General features: G+C 55.5%; 21 protein-coding genes. 8 read left to right on the plus strand and 13 right to left on the minus strand.

The genetic code is table 11. The features are described from left to right. Positions 1-26: 26 nt before the first annotated feature. A complete protein-coding gene (locus tag ISP15_RS16045; protein WP_404548709.1) occupies positions 27-212 on the minus strand; it encodes a hypothetical protein in 186 nt (61 codons plus the stop codon). Positions 213-405: 193 nt separating this feature from the next. Here ISP15_RS16045 and ISP15_RS16050 point away from each other — a divergent pair, with 193 nt between their 5' ends. Both ISP15_RS16050 and ISP15_RS16055 read left to right on the plus strand, forming a co-directional pair. Then, on the plus strand, positions 406-555 hold the full coding sequence (locus ISP15_RS16050; protein WP_404548711.1) for a hypothetical protein: 150 nt from the start codon (positions 406-408) through the stop codon (positions 553-555). Positions 556-558: 3 nt separating this feature from the next. Continuing rightward, positions 559-1,056: a cupin gene (locus tag ISP15_RS16055; RefSeq protein WP_404548712.1), complete on the plus strand. Its 498-nt coding sequence runs from the start codon at positions 559-561 to the stop codon at positions 1,054-1,056. On the opposite strand, the gene ISP15_RS16060 is transcribed toward ISP15_RS16055, so the two are convergent. Beyond that, positions 1,045-1,323, minus strand: a complete 279-nt coding sequence (locus tag ISP15_RS16060; protein ID WP_404548713.1) for a hypothetical protein — start codon at positions 1,321-1,323, stop codon at positions 1,045-1,047. The genes ISP15_RS16055 and ISP15_RS16060 overlap by 12 nt on opposite strands. 275 nt (positions 1,324-1,598) lie before the next feature. Here ISP15_RS16060 and ISP15_RS16065 point away from each other — a divergent pair, with 275 nt between their 5' ends. Both ISP15_RS16065 and ISP15_RS16070 read left to right on the plus strand, forming a co-directional pair. Continuing rightward, a complete protein-coding gene (locus ISP15_RS16065; RefSeq protein WP_404548714.1) occupies positions 1,599-2,615 on the plus strand; it encodes an SDR family oxidoreductase in 1,017 nt (338 codons plus the stop codon). After that, positions 2,612-3,160 carry a DUF4142 domain-containing protein gene (locus ISP15_RS16070; protein WP_404548715.1) on the plus strand — a complete coding sequence of 183 codons (549 nt, stop codon included), beginning with the start codon at positions 2,612-2,614 and terminating at the stop codon, positions 3,158-3,160. The genes ISP15_RS16065 and ISP15_RS16070 overlap by 4 nt, the downstream gene beginning before the upstream one ends. Positions 3,161-3,166: 6 nt before the next feature. Here the strand turns inward: ISP15_RS16070 and ISP15_RS16075 are convergent, their stop codons facing one another. From ISP15_RS16075 to ISP15_RS16085, 3 genes are all read right to left on the minus strand, one after another. Beyond that, positions 3,167-3,352 carry a hypothetical protein gene (locus ISP15_RS16075; protein WP_404548716.1) on the minus strand — a complete coding sequence of 62 codons (186 nt, stop codon included), beginning with the start codon at positions 3,350-3,352 and terminating at the stop codon, positions 3,167-3,169. Between the two features lie 109 nt (positions 3,353-3,461). After that, positions 3,462-5,303, minus strand: coding sequence for a potassium transporter Kup (locus tag ISP15_RS16080; protein WP_404548717.1), 1,842 nt, complete (start codon positions 5,301-5,303; stop codon positions 3,462-3,464). Positions 5,304-5,481: 178 nt separating this feature from the next. Further along, complete coding sequence (locus ISP15_RS16085) at positions 5,482-6,138, minus strand: NADPH-dependent FMN reductase (RefSeq protein ID WP_404548718.1); 657 nt, start codon at positions 6,136-6,138, stop codon at positions 5,482-5,484. Between ISP15_RS16085 and ISP15_RS16090 the strand changes: the two genes are divergently transcribed. From ISP15_RS16090 to ISP15_RS16100, 3 genes are all read left to right on the plus strand, one after another. After that, entirely contained in the window at positions 6,137-6,598 is a 462-nt protein-coding gene (locus ISP15_RS16090) for a MarR family winged helix-turn-helix transcriptional regulator (RefSeq protein WP_404548719.1), read from the plus strand. The two genes, ISP15_RS16085 and ISP15_RS16090, sit on opposite strands and share 2 nt — an antisense overlap. Positions 6,599-6,750: 152 nt before the next feature. After that, entirely contained in the window at positions 6,751-7,041 is a 291-nt protein-coding gene (locus ISP15_RS16095; protein ID WP_404548720.1) for a DUF2845 domain-containing protein, read from the plus strand. 227 nt (positions 7,042-7,268) lie between these two features. After that, positions 7,269-8,213, plus strand: a complete 945-nt coding sequence (locus ISP15_RS16100; protein WP_404548733.1) for an alpha/beta hydrolase — start codon at positions 7,269-7,271, stop codon at positions 8,211-8,213. Between the two features lie 110 nt (positions 8,214-8,323). Here ISP15_RS16100 and ISP15_RS16105 read toward each other — a convergent pair whose 3' ends face one another. Together ISP15_RS16105 and ISP15_RS16110 are read right to left on the minus strand one after the other, a co-directional pair. Next, positions 8,324-8,734 (minus strand): actin-binding ADF family protein, encoded by a 411-nt coding sequence (locus ISP15_RS16105; protein WP_404548721.1) that lies wholly within the window; start codon positions 8,732-8,734, stop codon positions 8,324-8,326. 723 nt (positions 8,735-9,457) lie between these two features. After that, positions 9,458-9,868 carry a hypothetical protein gene (locus tag ISP15_RS16110; RefSeq protein ID WP_404548722.1) on the minus strand — a complete coding sequence of 137 codons (411 nt, stop codon included), beginning with the start codon at positions 9,866-9,868 and terminating at the stop codon, positions 9,458-9,460. 136 nt (positions 9,869-10,004) lie between these two features. Between ISP15_RS16110 and ISP15_RS16115 the strand changes: the two genes are divergently transcribed. Then, positions 10,005-10,256: a hypothetical protein gene (locus ISP15_RS16115; RefSeq protein WP_404548723.1), complete on the plus strand. Its 252-nt coding sequence runs from the start codon at positions 10,005-10,007 to the stop codon at positions 10,254-10,256. Here the strand turns inward: ISP15_RS16115 and ISP15_RS16120 are convergent. The 6 genes from ISP15_RS16120 to ISP15_RS16145 form a co-directional block, all read right to left on the minus strand. Beyond that, positions 10,249-10,719 (minus strand): hypothetical protein, encoded by a 471-nt coding sequence (locus ISP15_RS16120; RefSeq protein WP_404548724.1) that lies wholly within the window; start codon positions 10,717-10,719, stop codon positions 10,249-10,251. The genes ISP15_RS16115 and ISP15_RS16120 overlap by 8 nt on opposite strands. Before the next feature lie 855 nt (positions 10,720-11,574). Then, positions 11,575-12,180 carry a hypothetical protein gene (locus ISP15_RS16125; protein WP_404548725.1) on the minus strand — a complete coding sequence of 202 codons (606 nt, stop codon included), beginning with the start codon at positions 12,178-12,180 and terminating at the stop codon, positions 11,575-11,577. Then, positions 12,180-14,483, minus strand: a complete 2,304-nt coding sequence (locus ISP15_RS16130) for a hemagglutinin repeat-containing protein (RefSeq protein WP_404548726.1) — start codon at positions 14,481-14,483, stop codon at positions 12,180-12,182. The genes ISP15_RS16125 and ISP15_RS16130 overlap by 1 nt, the downstream gene beginning before the upstream one ends. Next, entirely contained in the window at positions 14,480-14,623 is a 144-nt protein-coding gene (locus ISP15_RS16135) for a hypothetical protein (protein WP_404548727.1), read from the minus strand. Before ISP15_RS16135 ends, ISP15_RS16130 begins: the two co-directional genes overlap by 4 nt. A gap of 85 nt (positions 14,624-14,708) precedes the next feature. Beyond that, a complete protein-coding gene (locus ISP15_RS16140; RefSeq protein WP_404548728.1) occupies positions 14,709-15,146 on the minus strand; it encodes a hypothetical protein in 438 nt (145 codons plus the stop codon). Then, the coding region (locus tag ISP15_RS16145; RefSeq protein WP_404548729.1) for a hypothetical protein at positions 15,143-16,039 on the minus strand (897 nt) is incomplete at its 5' end. The genes ISP15_RS16145 and ISP15_RS16140, both read right to left, overlap by 4 nt.

Genomic DNA, 16,039 nt, shown 5'->3' on the forward strand with positions numbered 1-16,039 from the left:
CGGCGCATGCGTGGCCTTGTCTGGGTTCATTCCCGGGTCTTGGAAGGTACGAAAGCCGAAACCGGATCGCTGGCGGGGAACGTTTCCTCCAATGCGTGATCGTAGTTCTCGTTCTCGTGCTGTTTGCGCTGGTCACGTGTTGCCTGGTTTTCCGGCTTCAATGGCGCTTTGTCGATGGGGTGGGGTGAATCTTTGCGGTCGTGCGAAGACATAGGGGCACCTCGCGATGTGCAGGCCCATGCTCCCACGCGCTGCGTGACGTGCGAATCGAAAAGATGTAAACGGCCGTTGCTTTCCGGTGATCGGCATGACGAATGCATGAGCGCGCTCGCGCGCAGCATTCACGCCGCATCCGGACCGGCAAGCGCAAAGTGAGTCCACTGATTGCACATGAGCGAGTGAACAATGGACGAGCGCGATAACACCAGACCGCCGCATAACTCCGGCTATCCGGAACCGGAGCCGGCCGGCAAGCACCAGCAAGAGCCCGATGCGAATTCGCCGCACGAGTCGCAGAACGTGCCGAAGAAGAAACCGTATCCGTCGTCGGGCTGAGCCGTGCAGATCGAAACCTTCCTGTTCGAGAAAAATGGCTGGATGCCGAACAATCCGCGATTTCCGGTCTTGCTGTACAAGAACGCACTCGGCGATCGCCAGGACATCGGGCCGAACGATGTGGAGGACTTGTTTCGAAGCAACGGCTGGGAGCCGCGTTGGCGCGCTGGTGTCTACGGTTATCACCACTATCACAGCACCGCGCACGAGGCGCTTGGTTTCGTGGGCGGCTGTGCGTGCCTGATGCTCGGCGGCCCGGGCGGATCCCGGGTCGACGTGCGGCCAGGGCAGGTATTGGTATTGCCTGCGGGCGTGGGCCACTGCAGCGTCAGGGCTGAGAAACACTTCCTTGCGGTTGGCGCCTATCCGCCGGGACAGGATTGGGATGTATGCAGGCATGCCGCCGACGCCGCGGCCCTCGAGCGCATCCAGCGCTTGCCGAGGCCGGCCACCGATCCGGTGGAAGGCAAGGACGGCTTGCTGCTCGACCTATGGCGCTGAGCGTTCTCCTGGATCGATCACCTCCATGCTGACGCCATGTTGCTGAGCCTGCGCGTTGGCCACTTCGCGCACGCGCCTGGTCACTCCGGCGTCTTCCGGTACCTCGATCTCGATCGAACAAAGGCCCGGCAGGATATCTTCCTCGACCTGCGGCATCAGCTCGGCAATTTGCGCGACGTGTTCGACGCCTTCGACGTCATGCAGGGCGGCGATGAGATCGTCGGCGTCTTGCTGACTTCCAATCAGGCGCAACGTGAGACTGGGCATGGTCTTCTTCCGTGTGGTCCTCCGACGAAAAGCTACACACCAAAAAATTGCCAGTGCGCGAAAGGGCGATGAACGGCAGGTGATGATTGCGCCAACCGTGTAGCAGTAGTCGATTCCGCTTTCGCTTCGCCTCGACCTCGCGTGTACCGCCGCTGCGACAGCATGCCTGTACTGGCTGATATCCGGGCTTCTGCTGTCCTGCGTGCAGCGCGCGGTGAACGAGGGGAATCCCGCCTGATCCCAGTGCCCTTGTTCAGGCTTGAGGACGGTGTGCCATGAGCGACGAAACGATTTCCACTTCCCGCCGGCGACTCATGCAGGGCGCCTCTCTCGGTATGGCCGTGGCGATGAGCGGCGCGGCCTGGAGTGCGCAGAAAGAGGAGGGCGCCAACGCCACCGACCAGGCAGCGGCGCCGCTGCGGGATCCGCGCCAAGGCTATCCGCACCCGCCATTCCAGGAACAGTCGCAACCCTGGCCCGGCTTGGCCGGAAAAATGACGCCACGCCCGGACCACGGCGAAACCAGCTATCGCGGTTCCGGCAAGCTGCTGGGGCGAAGAGCGCTGATTACCGGCGGCGATTCGGGCATCGGACGCGCAACAGCAATCGCCTTCGCCCGCGAAGGCGCGGACGTGGCCATTTCCTACCTGCCGGCCGAAGAACCGGATGCCAAGGAGGTGATCGAGCTGATCCAGAAGGCCGGACGCAAGGCGCTGGCGCTGCCGGGAGATATCCGCGACGAAACCATGTGCCAGAACCTCGTGGCACGGGTGATCGCGGCCTTCGGCGGCATCGACTTGCTGGTCAATAACGCCGGACGGCAGCACAGTTTTGATTCGATCCTCGACATCACCACCGAATACTTCGATTGGACCTTGAAGACCAATCTCTATGCGATGTTCTGGATCACCAAGGCCGCGGTCGCGCACATGCCGCCGGGTTCGTCGATCGTCAACACCGCTTCGGTGAACGCCTACGATCCGGCAGTGAATCTGCTGGACTATTCGCTGACCAAGGGCGGCATCGTCGCCTTCACCAAGGGGCTGGCCAAACAGATGATCAAGCGCGGCATTCGCGTCAACGGGGTGGCGCCGGGGCCGTTCTGGACGGCGCTGCAGGTCAGCGGCGGGCAGACGGAGAAAAACATCAAGGATTTCGGCGGCAACACGCCGATGGGCCGTCCGGGCCAGCCGGCGGAAATCGCCCATGTCTACGTGCAGCTCGCCGCAGCGGAATCCTCCTATGTAACGGGGCAAATCTACGGCGAAACCGGTGGACGAGGTGAACCATGATGGCGCGAACCCTGTGTGTGCTGGGCATGGCGCTAGCCTTGGCTTCAGCCGCCGCGTATGCGCAGCAGCATGCGCCGCTGGATACCCGCGAGCAGGCTTTCGTGGCACAGGCCACTTCCGATGACGCCATGCAGATCGCGCTGGCGCAATTGGCGCTCGGCAAATCAAGCAACGGCAAGGTGCTCGCGTTGGCGAAGAAAATCGTCAGCGACCATACCGCGCTCAACCTGCAATTCGCGCAGCTGGCATCCAATACTGGCAGCAAGGGCCATGCGCATGGCGTGCCTGCGCAGAATATCGCGGGGATGAAAGCGCACCTGCAGTCGCTTAATGGCGAAGCCTTCGATCAGGCATTCGCCGGCATCATGGTGAAAGAGCACCGAAAAATCATCGCGGCCTATGAAGTCGCTGCGCAGACATCCGCCGATCCGCGGCTGAAGAAAATCGCCAGCCAGGGCATTCCGGTCCTGCAAGGGCATCTGGCGATGGCGCAGGCGTTGATGAAGGATGGCAGCCCGGCGGAACAGCGGCGCGAGGCCAAGTAAGGCGGATCATGTGTCGTCCTGGCCCGTTTTCGCGGGCTTCGCCTTGGACGATTTGGGCTCTTCCTTTTTCTTGCCTTTGCTTGGCGTGCCGCCACCGCGCTGGGTGTCGAAATCGAGCGAGGCAACGCGCTCTTGTTCGTGCATTTCGTTCTTGCGATTGCGCATGGCCAGGGTTGCGTTGCGAATGTTCATGGCGTTCCGTGATGCGGGGATATGACCTGGCCGCACGTTCGCAGACGACACCTGAAAGCGGCGCGCAGGACATGTCAACAGCAGCCTTCACGATCTGCCAGAGCATCACCTAGAGATCGATCTTGGTGCCGATCTCGATCAGCTGCCGGGCGGACATGCCGTAGTAGCTGATTGCCGGCATTGCGTTGCGCGCCATGTAGATGAAGAGTGCCTTGCGCCAGCGCGACATCCGCTGCTTGCCGGAGGCAACCGGTTCGTCGCGGCCAAGGAAATAGGTAAGCAGGTCTGGATCCAGTCCCGGTTCGAAATCGAGCGCCTTGAGTCCTTCGGCCACGTTCATGGTTTCGGAAAAGCCGTAGCGCAAGGTGACCGAATAAAAGCCTTCGCCAAGATCGTGGATTTCGCTGCGAGCATCCTCGCCGACCCGCGATGCATCGCCGGAATCGTCCACGTGCAGCAATACGTTGCGCTCGTGCAATACCTGATTGTGCTTGAGGTTCTTCAGCAATGCCTGCGGCACCCATTCGTCGTTGATGGTGAGAAATACCGCCGTGCCCCTGGCGCGCATCGGCGGCGCTTCCCGGATGTGGGCAATCAGGTCGCTGATGCGCTCACCCTCGCTGTGCAGTCGCTGCAGCATCAGCTGGTGGCCGCGCCGCCACGTCGTCATGATCAGCATGGCGCCGACCGCGATCAGCAGCGGGAACCAGCCGCCGTTGACGACCTTCAACAGGTTGGCAGCGAAAAACGCGCCATCGATGAGCATGAAGACCAGGCTGAACGCGATCAGCGCCGCCCAGTTCCAGCGCCAGTTGCAACGCGCCACCACCATCAGCAGCACGGTCGTCAGCAACATGGTGCCGCTGACGGCGATGCCGTAGGCGCCGCCCAGGTGCCGGGACGATCGGAAGAGCAACACCGCCGCGAGCACGGCCACCAGCAGCATGGCATTGATCGCAGGCACATAAATTTGCCCTTCCATTTCCCGCGAGGTGTGATGGACCCGGGCGCGCGGCAGATAGCCGAGCTGGATGCCCTGGCGCACCATCGAAAAAGTGCCCGATACCACCGCTTGCGATGCGATCACGGTAGCGCAGGTGGCCAGCGCGATCATGGGATAAAGCAAGGCATGCGGAACCAGCAGGTAGAACGATGCGTGCGAAGCCTTTGGCTGTTGCAGCAGCAGCGCACCTTGCCCGAAATAATTGAGCAGCAGCGCGGGGAGGGTGAGGCTGAACCAGGCCAGGCGGATAGGTGCGGTGCCGAAGTGCCCGATGTCCGCGTAGAGCGCTTCGGCGCCAGTCAGCACGAGCACCACCGCACCCAGCGATTCAAAGCCGCGGAAGCCGTTGTGCATCATGTACAGCACGGCATAGGCCGGGTTGGCGGCGGCAAGCACGTGCGGGTTGCGCACGATACCGGCCGCGCCGAGTGCGGCGGCGGCCAGCAGCCACAGCGCCATCATCGGTCCGAACAGACGGCCAAGCAGGGAGCTGCCGCGCTTTTGCAGCATGAACAGGCCGATGATGATGACCACCGCGATCGGTAACACCCACGGCTTCATCCCCGGCTCGGCCAGTTGCAGTCCCTCCACCGCGGACAGCACGGAAATGGCCGGGGTGATCACGCTGTCGCCGAAGAACAGCGCGACACCAAGCAGGCCCAGCATGATGATCAGCCAGGTCAGCCAACCTCGCCCACGCAACGCGCCGCGAGCGAGCGCGCCCAATGCCATCATGCCGCCTTCGCCGTGGTTGTCGGCACGCATCACGAACACCACGTATTTGCCGGTCACCACCAGCAGCAGCGCATACAGGCATAGCGAAAGCAGGCCGAGCACGTTGTCGTGCGTCGGCATTACGCCTTGTTCGTCGAAGCCCTGCTGCAGGGCATAGAGCGGGCTGGTCGCGATATCGCCGAACACCACGCCGATGGCCGCAAGCGCGAGCATCGGTAACGGAGGCTTTTTGTCGTTTTGCTCGCGGCCTGGCTGCATGGGAAGCTAACGACTCTGGCGGAGCCCGATAGGTGCGCGCGTTTCGTGGACGTGGGCGCCAGGCGCGTCCAGCACTGCCGAAGCCTCCCATCACGATGGTGAACGAGAGGTGGTGGCGCTTATCGGCAGCGGTTCACGCCGGGCTTAACGATGCGATCTGCGTAACCAGTTCTGCCATGGCCTGCTTCACCGAGTCGGCGCTTGAAGCAAATTCCGTCTCCGGATCAAGCGCAGCGCCATGACGGATGACATCTTCCGACAGGGTCAACGCCGGCGAGGTTGCCACCATGCCCATCTTCAAGCCGGCGGCGACTTGCCTGAGCTGCTCGGCACACTTGCCGCCGCCATGGCCGCCATAGGTGATGATGGCCGCCGGCTTGCCTCGCCACTCGCCATAAAGATGATCAATGGCGTTTTTCAGCGGTGCGGGGTAGCCCCAGTTGTATTGCGGGCTCACGAACGCCACCGCGGCGGCGGCGCTGATCTTCTCGCTCCATGCCTGCGTGTGCGGTTGCCTGTAGCTGCCACGATGAGGAAGTTCGGGTTCGTCATCCACGGGAAGGGGCCAATCGGCCAGGTCCACGACTTCGAAGGCGAGATCCGTGCAGGCTTCGCCGATCTGCGCGATCCATTGGGCGATTTGTGGACAGACCCGGCCGGAGCGTTGGCTGCCCATGATAAGCAGCACCACCGGCCTGGTGCGGTGGGAGGACTCGATCGGATGCTTGGCGGGCGTATTTGCATGTATCATGCACGCAATATAGCCGGCCACGCCAAACAAGTAAAGCATGTACGATACACGTAATAAGGATGCGCTCGCGTCCGCCCTGCTTGACCTGATGGGCTGCATGAACAGTCCGCGCCAGGATGACTTTCTGTTGCGCGAAGCTGGCGTATCGCTGGACCGCGCCTTGTTTCCGCTGCTGGTTTGCCTCGGGCGCGCAGGCGTCATGGGCGTGGCGGAACTCGCCGATCAGGTAGGCCGGGACCCCTCGACGATCAGCCGGCAAGTGTCGAAACTGGAAGAGCTGGGCCTCGTGCGGCGCAAGCGCAGCAAGGAAGACCAGCGCATCCGGGAGGCCAGCATTACCAAGGCGGGAATCCGCATGATCGAGGCCATCGTCAATGCGCGCCGTCGGCTGCTGGACCAGCTGCTTGATGGCTGGACCAAAGAAGACCGCGATAACCTGCCCAGGCTGATGCAGATGCTTGCGTCGGCCATGAAGGAAAAATATAGGGCCGAGGGTTGAAAGCCAGGTACATGCAGGAGCGGCGGACCATCGTCGAACATATTCGATATGCTGCGAGCGCCGACGCATAAGCGCAGCTTGCGAGTGTTCTGATCGACGAGCCATTCGTACTATGCGAGTCTTGGCGCTCCACCGAACTAAGGAAAGTTCTTATGAATCGCCATCTTCTTTTTATTACCCTATTGCTCGCGAGCATCACTGCGCACGCCGCGACCTCGCTGCGCGTCGGCAGCAAGGTGCTGACCATCGGCGACAGCGCAGTACACGTGTTGCAATTGATGGGCGAGCCAACGATACGCACCTTCAAGCAACAACAAGCTAATGGCTTGCCGGATAACCAGCTTGCGCTTGCCGAACAATGGCAATACGCACAGGACGGCAAAACCATCGTCATCACCATCGTCGGGGGCAGGGCTACCAATTTTGAGACGCTTTACGAGTGACCATGGGTCTCGTGCGGCCATTGAGTGCAGTCATTGGAAGCTCATCGGAGCGCATGGCCGAAGGCATCCCATAAACATCCAGCGGCTCAGCGGCTACGCCGCCGCGCTGCCTTCGAATCGCCATGTCATTGCCACCATCGACCGGGCCATGGGCGTCAGAATCCGCGCAGCCGTCACAAGCCTGGGGACGAACCATCGCCCTGGCTCAGCGGCAACCAGGAGGACGTATGAGACCGTCGTGGTTCGCGCTGTTTGCCGTCGTTGCCATAAGTGGCCTGCATGCACAGCCGCAGGTCTGGCAGCCTTCGCCGGGGCATACGCAAATACCGTTATGGCCCGGAACCCCGCCCGATGCCCAGCCCGTGCCGGGACCGGAATACGCCACGTCAGACCCCAAGTCGCTCATCGCCGGCAAACCGATGATCGCGGAAAGCAATGTGTCGCAACCGACGATGACGATCTATGCCCCGGAGGGAAAAAACACGGGAGCCGCGGTCATCGTTTTTCCGGGTGGCGGCTTCCAGATTCTGGCCATGGACCTCGAAGGCACGGAGGCGTGCGACTGGCTTACCTCCAAGGGCATCACATGCGTATTGCTGAAGTATCGCGTCCCGAGTACGCCTTATAACTGGCGATGCAATTGCCGTCCTGACGATTTTTCGCTATCGGTGCCGGCGTTGGAGGATGCCCAGAGAGCGTTGAAACTGGTGCGTTTTCACGCCGCGGAGCGGCGCATCGACCCACACAAGATTGGCGTACTCGGGTTTTCGGCGGGCGGTTATCTGGTGACGGAAGCCAGTACGAACTTCAGACGCCGCTTGTATACGCCGGTCGATGCGGCCGACAGGGAAAGCAGTCGCCCGGATTTCGCCTTGGCGATTTATCCGGGCCATCTGGCAACCGATAAGGATGCGTTGAACCCTAACGTTCCGGTTTCCCGTGAGACGCCGGCCACGTTTTTGCTGCAGGCAGAGGACGACGACACGGATGGTGTAAACCAATCGCTGGTCTATTACGCCGCGCTGAAGCACGCTGGCGTGCCAGTGGAGATGCATCTATACGCCAAGGGAGGCCATGCCTTTGGCATGCGAAGCACGGCCAACCCCATCACCCATTGGCCCGAGTTGGCATCGACTTGGCTGCAGACCATCGGAATATTGCCGGCAAGGTAAGCAGCAAGCACATTGGAGGAGCGCAGGGCTCTTCGGTATATGCCTCCTCTGGTCAAACGCGGTTTCATCACGGAAAGCGCCAATGAATCGATGCGGGAGAAATGCTGCTTTTAAACACGGTCGAGTTTATCCATTACGACGTCCAGAGCAACGTCGCTCTTTTCCGAACCCTGAATTTCCGTCTTAATGCCGGGCAAGCTTCTCTTGAGGTTATCTTTGTTTATCTTATACAACATCTTGCTTTTTGTGTTTGCATCATCTGGCATCCACAAAAAAAATATCAAACTAGACCCGGTGCTGTTACTATAGTCAAACCATTCTACTGCATAGCGGCAATCGTCGTCCGGAAGCTGAGCTAAAAAATCGTCATGGGACGCAGACCGATCTCCCTGGCTGTCGACGATAATCTCCGTCAGGTTATCGCTAAATTTGTAAGTAATATACCGATTTGTATTCTTAATTTTCATGTTATTGAACGTGGTTACGACCAGGTCGTTCACTATCGCATCGGTATTGGCCATGGCGTTGCCTCCGCAAGTAGGGCGATTCACTCTGTAAGAGTATCGGTGTCTATTAGTTGGCGCGTTGCTGGTCGCGCCAAAACCAGTGGAAGGACTGTATCTGTCATGCCGTTAATATGGGATGTTTCGTTCTGTGCTTTTTTATCGCAAGGGAATAACGGGATCAGGTGCTGTTGAATTCCCGTAAGCCGTAATCGATTGTGAACGCTTTGGACAGGACAAGGATAGTTCAGTGAGGCGGGCGAGAACCCCGGGTGCCTATGAGCATTAAAATCACCACAACAAGACCAATATAGATGCCCTCTTTGGCGCCGGCTCCCAAGGCCACGGATAGAAGTGCCGAACCGTTGATTTCGATGCCACTCGAAATACACTTAACGACACCGACAGCAATTCCCAATATGTCGGTAAGCAGGGCAAACGTGATGCCTGCAAGGAGAATCTTTAAGTGGCGCATCATTTGTTACCACTGGTTGTTGCCTTGTCCACTACAGCGTTTCCTACTTCAGAAACACCAGCACCAAGTGTGTTGCCCGCGATAACTGAACCAAGCGACGAAAAAATCGGCGTCTTGGTCCAATTGATTCATCAATACCTATTCTGACCGACGACTCTGGAACCTGCTTGATCCGTTGCGCATTACCGATTCGGTATATGAGCCATCCGCACTCACCCACTACGCCCTTCCGAGCATCGGTCAAACAGATGAAGGTAAAACGATAATTACCAAAAATTTTTAACATGTTCGCCATTTAGCTTATTTATATATATTAAATGCACAACCAAAATCCATATTGGAATGCAAAAAGCAAGTACGGTTGTTATATTTGTCGTCAAAAAAATTTTATAGGTCGCCATTAAGCCACCAAATAATCCAAGAAAGAATCTAAATCCCAAGCGAAATGATCGCCCTCGAATGACAGAAAGCGCAAGCATCCAAACCAAAGAAATGCTAAATATCCCGCCGATATTAGGAAGCAAGTCAAAAAACCTGCCAAGAAATCCACGCTGATCTGTACTTATTGGAAATATCGCTTCAATGATGGCAAGTAATAAAACTGGCGCAGAATACAAGGCCAGAAGCGTCGGCGCGGTCGCAAGAAAAATTATTTCAACGAAAAGCCATTTTTTCATGTCCTGTCCTTATCTATTGCAGTTGGGACACCAACCGGTGCCGCCTCCGATAAAGATCGGGTATTGTTTCGTGTACCAAGTACCTCCTGGCGTCCAAGCTCCCAGCGGCGTTCCGCCAAACGCCCGCGGTGGAACGTTGGGCAGCGTAGTAAACGGTGTGGGCGACGTTAGCCGCCGCGCCACCGATGCCCACGTTGATCCCGTCCTGGCTCACCTTGCGGCCTTGATTGATATCGCTGGTGCCAACGGCCGCATCGATGGTGACGTTGTTGCCCACGATGTCGGTACCGGTCTAGCTGGGCACGCCGCTGCTGATGATGTGCACGGCATTGCCGCCAATGAAAATGATCATTATCGCGATACACTACTAGTCAAGGATCTCAAATGATCATCGGTAAAGGTGGAATCATTATTATGATCAGGCTGATGACACCAATCATCGCAACAGATATCCATCCGTAAATTTTCAACGCCGTCAAATTTTTATCGTAAATGTTATATAAATATATTAAATGCCATATGCTTAAAAGAGAAAATGTTCCGGAAGAAACAAGAAAGATAAAATCAATTTTCCCAAGCCGAGCTAAGCTATTACCCAAGAGCGATATGGCGAACCTTGCAGACATGGTGGCCGCTATCGTGGTAAAAACAAAAAGGATCAAATAAATAGAATTTTCAAATCGCCTATTCCTTGCCATATATATCATCAAAAAAACGCTCACTATGTAAGAGATAGCGTGTATTGCAACAAGTGGCCCATCTTCTACTAGTCTAGATGAAATAAAAATTATTACAGTTGGAGAAGATGAAATAAGTGCCAGGATTCCAATCCTGCCAAAGTCGTTCGCCATAATTTTTACCTCGAATCACGAACTGAATCTATCTGGCTTTTACCGTAACTAATTCGGTCTTGCATATCAAATATATTTTTCTTACGTTTTTAATAAAACAACAAAAAAAATATAACCACATTGAACCAGGCGCTCCGTGTCTCCAAGTGGTCGTACAGCCTGCGACAACTATCAAAATGGAGTTCGAGGTCGAGTACCTCCGATTAGCGTAAGAATGAAAATTACGCATCCTGCCCAAGCTCCCATTTTCATTGCCAGTGGAATGGCAATTGAAAAATTATAAGGAATACTAGAGTCAAAGCATTTTACATAAGAAATTGCTATTGCCATGATAAATACGGCGATGAAAGCAACTAGTCCAGAAAAGGCCAGATCTTAACAATCTCGTTGTTTAATCTGTCATTGAGTGTTTAGAGAATCTTCAATTTTTTCCTCTTTAACTTCTTATCGGATGGATTAAATAGAAACGCGATCCAAACGAAAAAAAACCAACCATGCCAATGATGGCAAGAATGAAGCCCCCGCTTTGGGTGGTAATGAACCAGGAGACCGAAGTCAAAGCCTTCATCCGCACATAACATGAAACGGCGACCCTCCCGTCATGCTAGATAAGCAATAGAATAATAAAATGAAAGCGCTTCTCCATTGGAAAATATTTTGCTTCATTTGCAAACTCCTACATAACCATTTGCGCCCATTATTTGGCAACCAAATTCGATTTATTGATTCACATCCATCGCATCGATCTTATAAATAGCTCATCCAGCTTCAATTACAAGTTTTGTAAGCCAATCTTGCTGCTCATAAATCGGCTGCAAAAGCTGCTGCTCGTTGTTGAACTGCTGCATGCTCCAGTTATTCTGTTCTGCACGGAGCAATTGACGAACTTCGAGATGGCCAGAGTGATTTTCTGCTCCACCAAATCATAGCGGCATAGTAAGAGACATTAAAAGGAATATAAATTATTATAGCCATAATTCCAAAATTTGGAATTCCAAATGCAAATACGTAAACAAACAAGTGAAGAGCCAATGCGGCGTCCCAGCGCATAAATAAGAAAAAATTTCCAGAAAATGCAATCGTATAAGCCGGCATTAATGGCGGTATTAAAAATAAGAACCAATGTGGAAATATATTTTCCGCGTGACCTATGAAATGCATGTATGCATAGTAATAAATTAATATTAATGATATGACGTATGTCACTGAGTAATTTAAAAACATTTTCCTATCAATGCCAAATGAATCAATGATCTTATTCATCGTATAAACGAATAAAAAGCTAAGCAAAACAAATGGTGCCGCAGGTGTAGCGTAGGCATAGTATTTGCCTGCTCTTGTGGCTATAAGGATGCTCAAAACAATGCCCCTGTAGTGCAAAACCAATGCGCCGCATAGCATGCTCGTAAAACAGTAAGCTGAAAATAGGCATATTTCTATAATGCGCGAATGGCCTTTCATTATTGGCAACCTCCTTGATAGCCAAATACAGCCAATCTTGTGCAGCCAAATTTAATTCTTTCATTGATATTTATTGGATTGATCTGGTAACTCCCTTCTCCGCCAAGCCAAATCATTCCTCGCGTCAAGCTATTTTGCTGCTCATAAACCGGCTGCAAAAGCTGCTGCTCGTTGTTGAGCTGCTGCATGCTCCAGTTATTCAGATCGAACGATGGGCTCTGATAATTCCGGTAGACGTTAGCAAAGCTGTTCTGGCCATTCTGCATGATCAAATTACCAGCCTGGTTGCGCCAATCGACTAGCCCACCACCCGTAAGAAAGTTCCCTACGCTGAACTTTGCGCCCATCAAATCTTCTTTGGATGTTTCCTGTGCTGCACCAAACCAGGGCGCACCCGTCTGTTGAAACATCGCTCCAAAGAAGTTGGCACGTGCATCGATCGTGTTGATGGTGCCGTAGGCTGACTGATTAGTCATGACTAAGGCTAATACGTTGCCGCGCGATTGGATAATGTCATCGGTTACCGATCCGGACACACCAGCGTAGGAAGGTATGGCGTAATTGCCTGCAGATGTGTTGGCGTAGTTCAGTGCCTCACGCACGCCGTCTTGGCATGAGGCGCTGCTCGGCGCGGCTGCGCAAGTTTGCTGGAGTGCTACGTCGTTCTGCTTTGATAATGCGGTGTATTGATCAATGACATTCTGGCAATCGCTTTGACTCCCGCACGATTTCAGTGCTTGCCTCAAGGCATCCATTTGCTGATGCGACAAGTAGTTGTAGCGCGTTCCGTCCAACGCCGTGGCCGCGCCGGCACCCCCACCCACGGCCGCACCCACCGCGGTGCTGGCGAGTTGCAGCATTGAGGCGAACTCCGGCGTGCCGGGTTTGTAACCCTGGCTTTGCAGGTAATCGGCCATCTGTTGGACTACCAGCTGATTGGCTGCTGCACCCAACGCACCTTGAGCCACGTTGCCACCGCCCAAGGCGGCGATGCCCGCACCCACCACGCCGTGCAGAATGGTGCGTTGCGGACTGCCTTCAGCCCAGCCCATCTGGTTGGCGAGGTCGCCCGCTGCCCGCATGCCGACATAGCCGGCCACCTGACTCAGTTCCATGTTCTCCTGCACCTTTTGTGCATCGAAGATCGGATGGAGTTTTTCGTTGCCTAGCGTAGGGTTGCGATCCAGGTCACTGAGGTCCTGGTTCGGGTTATCGCGCACGATGATCGTGCCTTGTGCGATGCCAGCATTCGTATCGCTGCTGCTCTTCCCATGCTGCGGCGTCGTCAGCGAGAGCGCGGTGCCGATGCCGCTGAGGGCATTGCCGACCGTACTGCCCCCTGCACCGTAGCCGCCGCTGATTCCCATGCTGCTGGCGCTGTAGTTCGCTTCGTTGTGGATGTTCTCGTAAGTGAGGCTGCCGGTGTCGAGGACGTTCTTGCTCGGATCGGCACTGCTGGCGATCACGCCGCCGACCAGATGCGTGTTGCCGCCCACGGCAAGCTGGAAGCCGCCATCGCCCGCCTGGATGCCGCTGACCTCGTTGACGCTCTGATAGTGGCTGTCCACCTTGCTCTGGTTATAGCTCAAGCTGCCACCGGAACCGTAGCCGATCACCACCTTGCCGCCGGCCTGCCACTGCTGGCTGGCGTAGTCGTCGGTGTCCTGTTCGCTTTGGATCAACAGGTTGTGGCCGATGGCGCCGATGACCTGATGGCCGATGAGTTGCGCACCCTTGAGGGTGGTGTCGTTGCCGCTGATCAGGGTAAGGGTGCCGTTGGCGTTGACGGTGGTGTCGGCGTGCGTGATGCCGTTGCCATGCGCCTTGCCTTCGCCGCCGGATGCCTGGGCATAGATGCCGATGCCGTCGCTGCCGATTTGCAGGCCCACGCCGCCACTGACGTTGTGGTTGGTGTTCTGCAGGCTGTGGTTTTCCGCCTGGCTTTGCAGGTTGAGGTTGTTGGCCGCAGCGAGTGCGACGTCTTGGCCGGACACCTGGCTACCGATGAGGTCCAGGTCGCCGCCGGTGGCCGCGAGGGTGACGTTGCCTTGGCTGATGATGTGACTGCCGTAGGCGATGTCATCGTGGGTGGTCGTGGTGTTGCCTGCGCTGCTGCCGCCAAGGCCCACTTGCAGGTTGATGCCGCTGGGGCTGTTTGTTTGGGTGGCTTCTTGCAGTCCGCCCTTTTGGGCCATGCCCACGGCATCGCTGGCCTGGTAGCCCGCTTGCGCGGCATAGAGCGCGGACAGGCGGCCGTCTTGCACCTGGCTGCCGCGTTGCCCGCTGTAGAGGGCGCCGTTCACGGCGTCGGCCGCCGCGCCACCGAGGCCCACGTTGATCCGCCCTGGCTCACCTTGTGGCTTTGATTGATATCGCTGGTACCCACCCCCGCATCGATGGTGACGTTGTTGCCCACGATGGCGGTGCCGGTCTGGCTGAGCACGTCGCTGCCGGTGATGTGTACGTCATTGCAGGCGCTGGAATGGGCAAGGCCGACGCCTCTCCGTTTTGAGTATCGGTTGCCAATATTACTTGCATTCTCGAATTGATTTTGCACTGTAGTCCATGTGCAACTCAACAGTTGCAATTCCTTTAAAAAAAACTGCTCGTCTATTGAATTGAAGAAAGATCCCTCCCTTGCAAAAAGCACCACTACCTTTATCATCCCATCCATTAGACGCTAAATAATTTATATCTTTCTTATATATGTCATCTGTTAATGATGAGAAAGATATTCCTCGCAATAAAGACGAAACGCCATATTTAGACAGGTCATTAGAAAACACTACATCCCCGCCATTTTTAAGAAGTAGATCAGCCTCTTTCTGCATTTCATTCAACTTCAATGCTGTTGTTTTAGCTGAAGGGTTTTTGCGGATTATGAATATAAATAGCGACAGCCAAGCTATACCAATAAATATTTTCAAAAATAGCGGGATCTTAATATTTGATTTTTTAATACTCATTGCTGCACTCCTGACCCCTCGCCTGAAATAGATAGCATGGCCCCTGTCCCGGCGTTTCCCGATAATTTATTTTTAACTCCAATTCCCCAGCCAATTTCGATAGCAGTTGCCCCGCCATATGCATGGTTAATACCTATGCAGAGCAGGTAACAAGCTGCACCCGAGCCGCCTCCTCCATTTAAGAAATTGTCCGTATTCACTGCTGGATCGTATGCGGCGGATCCACCGTTTAAGATCCACCCAAAAACAAACCCGGCACCAGGCTCCACGGGCACACTACCTCCAACCCCTCCGTACATCTGACCGTTGTGCAAATTCATCGTGACTGCACCAGATGCACCCAGCGCGTTGCCACCAGCTGATGCGTAGTCCGGAGGCGGTATTTGGTAAATTGAATCCGTCGGATACTTATAGACTTGAGGTGCCATCATCGCAGGCAACCCCAATCCGTCCGTCTCGTTTATCAACTGGCGATTTGACAAATAAGGCGAATCACCAATGATTGTCACGGCCCGATTGAGCAGTGTTACGTAAGCTTGGCTTGATGGATCGGTGTCGCGCAATTGATCTATCAGCGAGGGCGGTAACGCTGCCTGGGAGATCGCCCATTCGGCCATCGAGACATTTTGATTGTCACTGATGGTTTGCCATTTGGCTTCAGTGTTGTAGGTACATGCTTGATTGCTACCGCAAGCGGCAAGTTCTTGAGCTTTTTGATCCCGTTGCTGATGGCTCAAGTAGTTGTACTTCATCCCGTCCAACGCCGTCGCCGCGCCGGTACCGCCACCCACGGCCGCGCCCACCGCGGTGCTGGCGAGTTGCAACATCGTGGCGAACTCCGGTGTTCCTGGCTTATAGCCTTGGCTGGTCAGGTAATCGGCCATCTGCTGAAT

Source organism: Dyella jejuensis (genome assembly GCF_044904675.1).
GTDB classification, from domain to species: Bacteria; Pseudomonadota; Gammaproteobacteria; order Xanthomonadales; family Rhodanobacteraceae; genus Dyella_B; species Dyella_B jejuensis.

Coding starts and splice junctions, on each gene's coding strand:
- ISP15_RS16100 (WP_404548733.1), top strand. CDS start 7,269: ATGAGACCGTCGTGGTTCGCGCTGTTTGCCGTCGTTGCCATAAGTGGC.
- ISP15_RS16140 (WP_404548728.1), bottom strand. CDS start 15,146: ATGAGTATTAAAAAATCAAATATTAAGATCCCGCTATTTTTGAAAATA.
- ISP15_RS16095 (WP_404548720.1), top strand. CDS start 6,751: ATGAATCGCCATCTTCTTTTTATTACCCTATTGCTCGCGAGCATCACT.
- ISP15_RS16110 (WP_404548722.1), bottom strand. CDS start 9,868: ATGAAAAAATGGCTTTTCGTTGAAATAATTTTTCTTGCGACCGCGCCG.
- ISP15_RS16105 (WP_404548721.1), bottom strand. CDS start 8,734: ATGGCCAATACCGATGCGATAGTGAACGACCTGGTCGTAACCACGTTC.
- ISP15_RS16070 (WP_404548715.1), top strand. CDS start 2,612: ATGATGGCGCGAACCCTGTGTGTGCTGGGCATGGCGCTAGCCTTGGCT.
- ISP15_RS16075 (WP_404548716.1), bottom strand. CDS start 3,352: ATGAACATTCGCAACGCAACCCTGGCCATGCGCAATCGCAAGAACGAA.
- ISP15_RS16085 (WP_404548718.1), bottom strand. CDS start 6,138: ATGCTTTACTTGTTTGGCGTGGCCGGCTATATTGCGTGCATGATACAT.
- ISP15_RS16065 (WP_404548714.1), top strand. CDS start 1,599: ATGAGCGACGAAACGATTTCCACTTCCCGCCGGCGACTCATGCAGGGC.
- ISP15_RS16045 (WP_404548709.1), bottom strand. CDS start 212: ATGTCTTCGCACGACCGCAAAGATTCACCCCACCCCATCGACAAAGCG.
- ISP15_RS16080 (WP_404548717.1), bottom strand. CDS start 5,303: ATGCTCGCGCTTGCGGCCATCGGCGTGGTGTTCGGCGATATCGCGACC.
- ISP15_RS16090 (WP_404548719.1), top strand. CDS start 6,137: ATGTACGATACACGTAATAAGGATGCGCTCGCGTCCGCCCTGCTTGAC.
- ISP15_RS16125 (WP_404548725.1), bottom strand. CDS start 12,180: ATGAAAGGCCATTCGCGCATTATAGAAATATGCCTATTTTCAGCTTAC.
- ISP15_RS16120 (WP_404548724.1), bottom strand. CDS start 10,719: ATGGCGAACGACTTTGGCAGGATTGGAATCCTGGCACTTATTTCATCT.
- ISP15_RS16060 (WP_404548713.1), bottom strand. CDS start 1,323: ATGCCCAGTCTCACGTTGCGCCTGATTGGAAGTCAGCAAGACGCCGAC.
- ISP15_RS16050 (WP_404548711.1), top strand. CDS start 406: ATGGACGAGCGCGATAACACCAGACCGCCGCATAACTCCGGCTATCCG.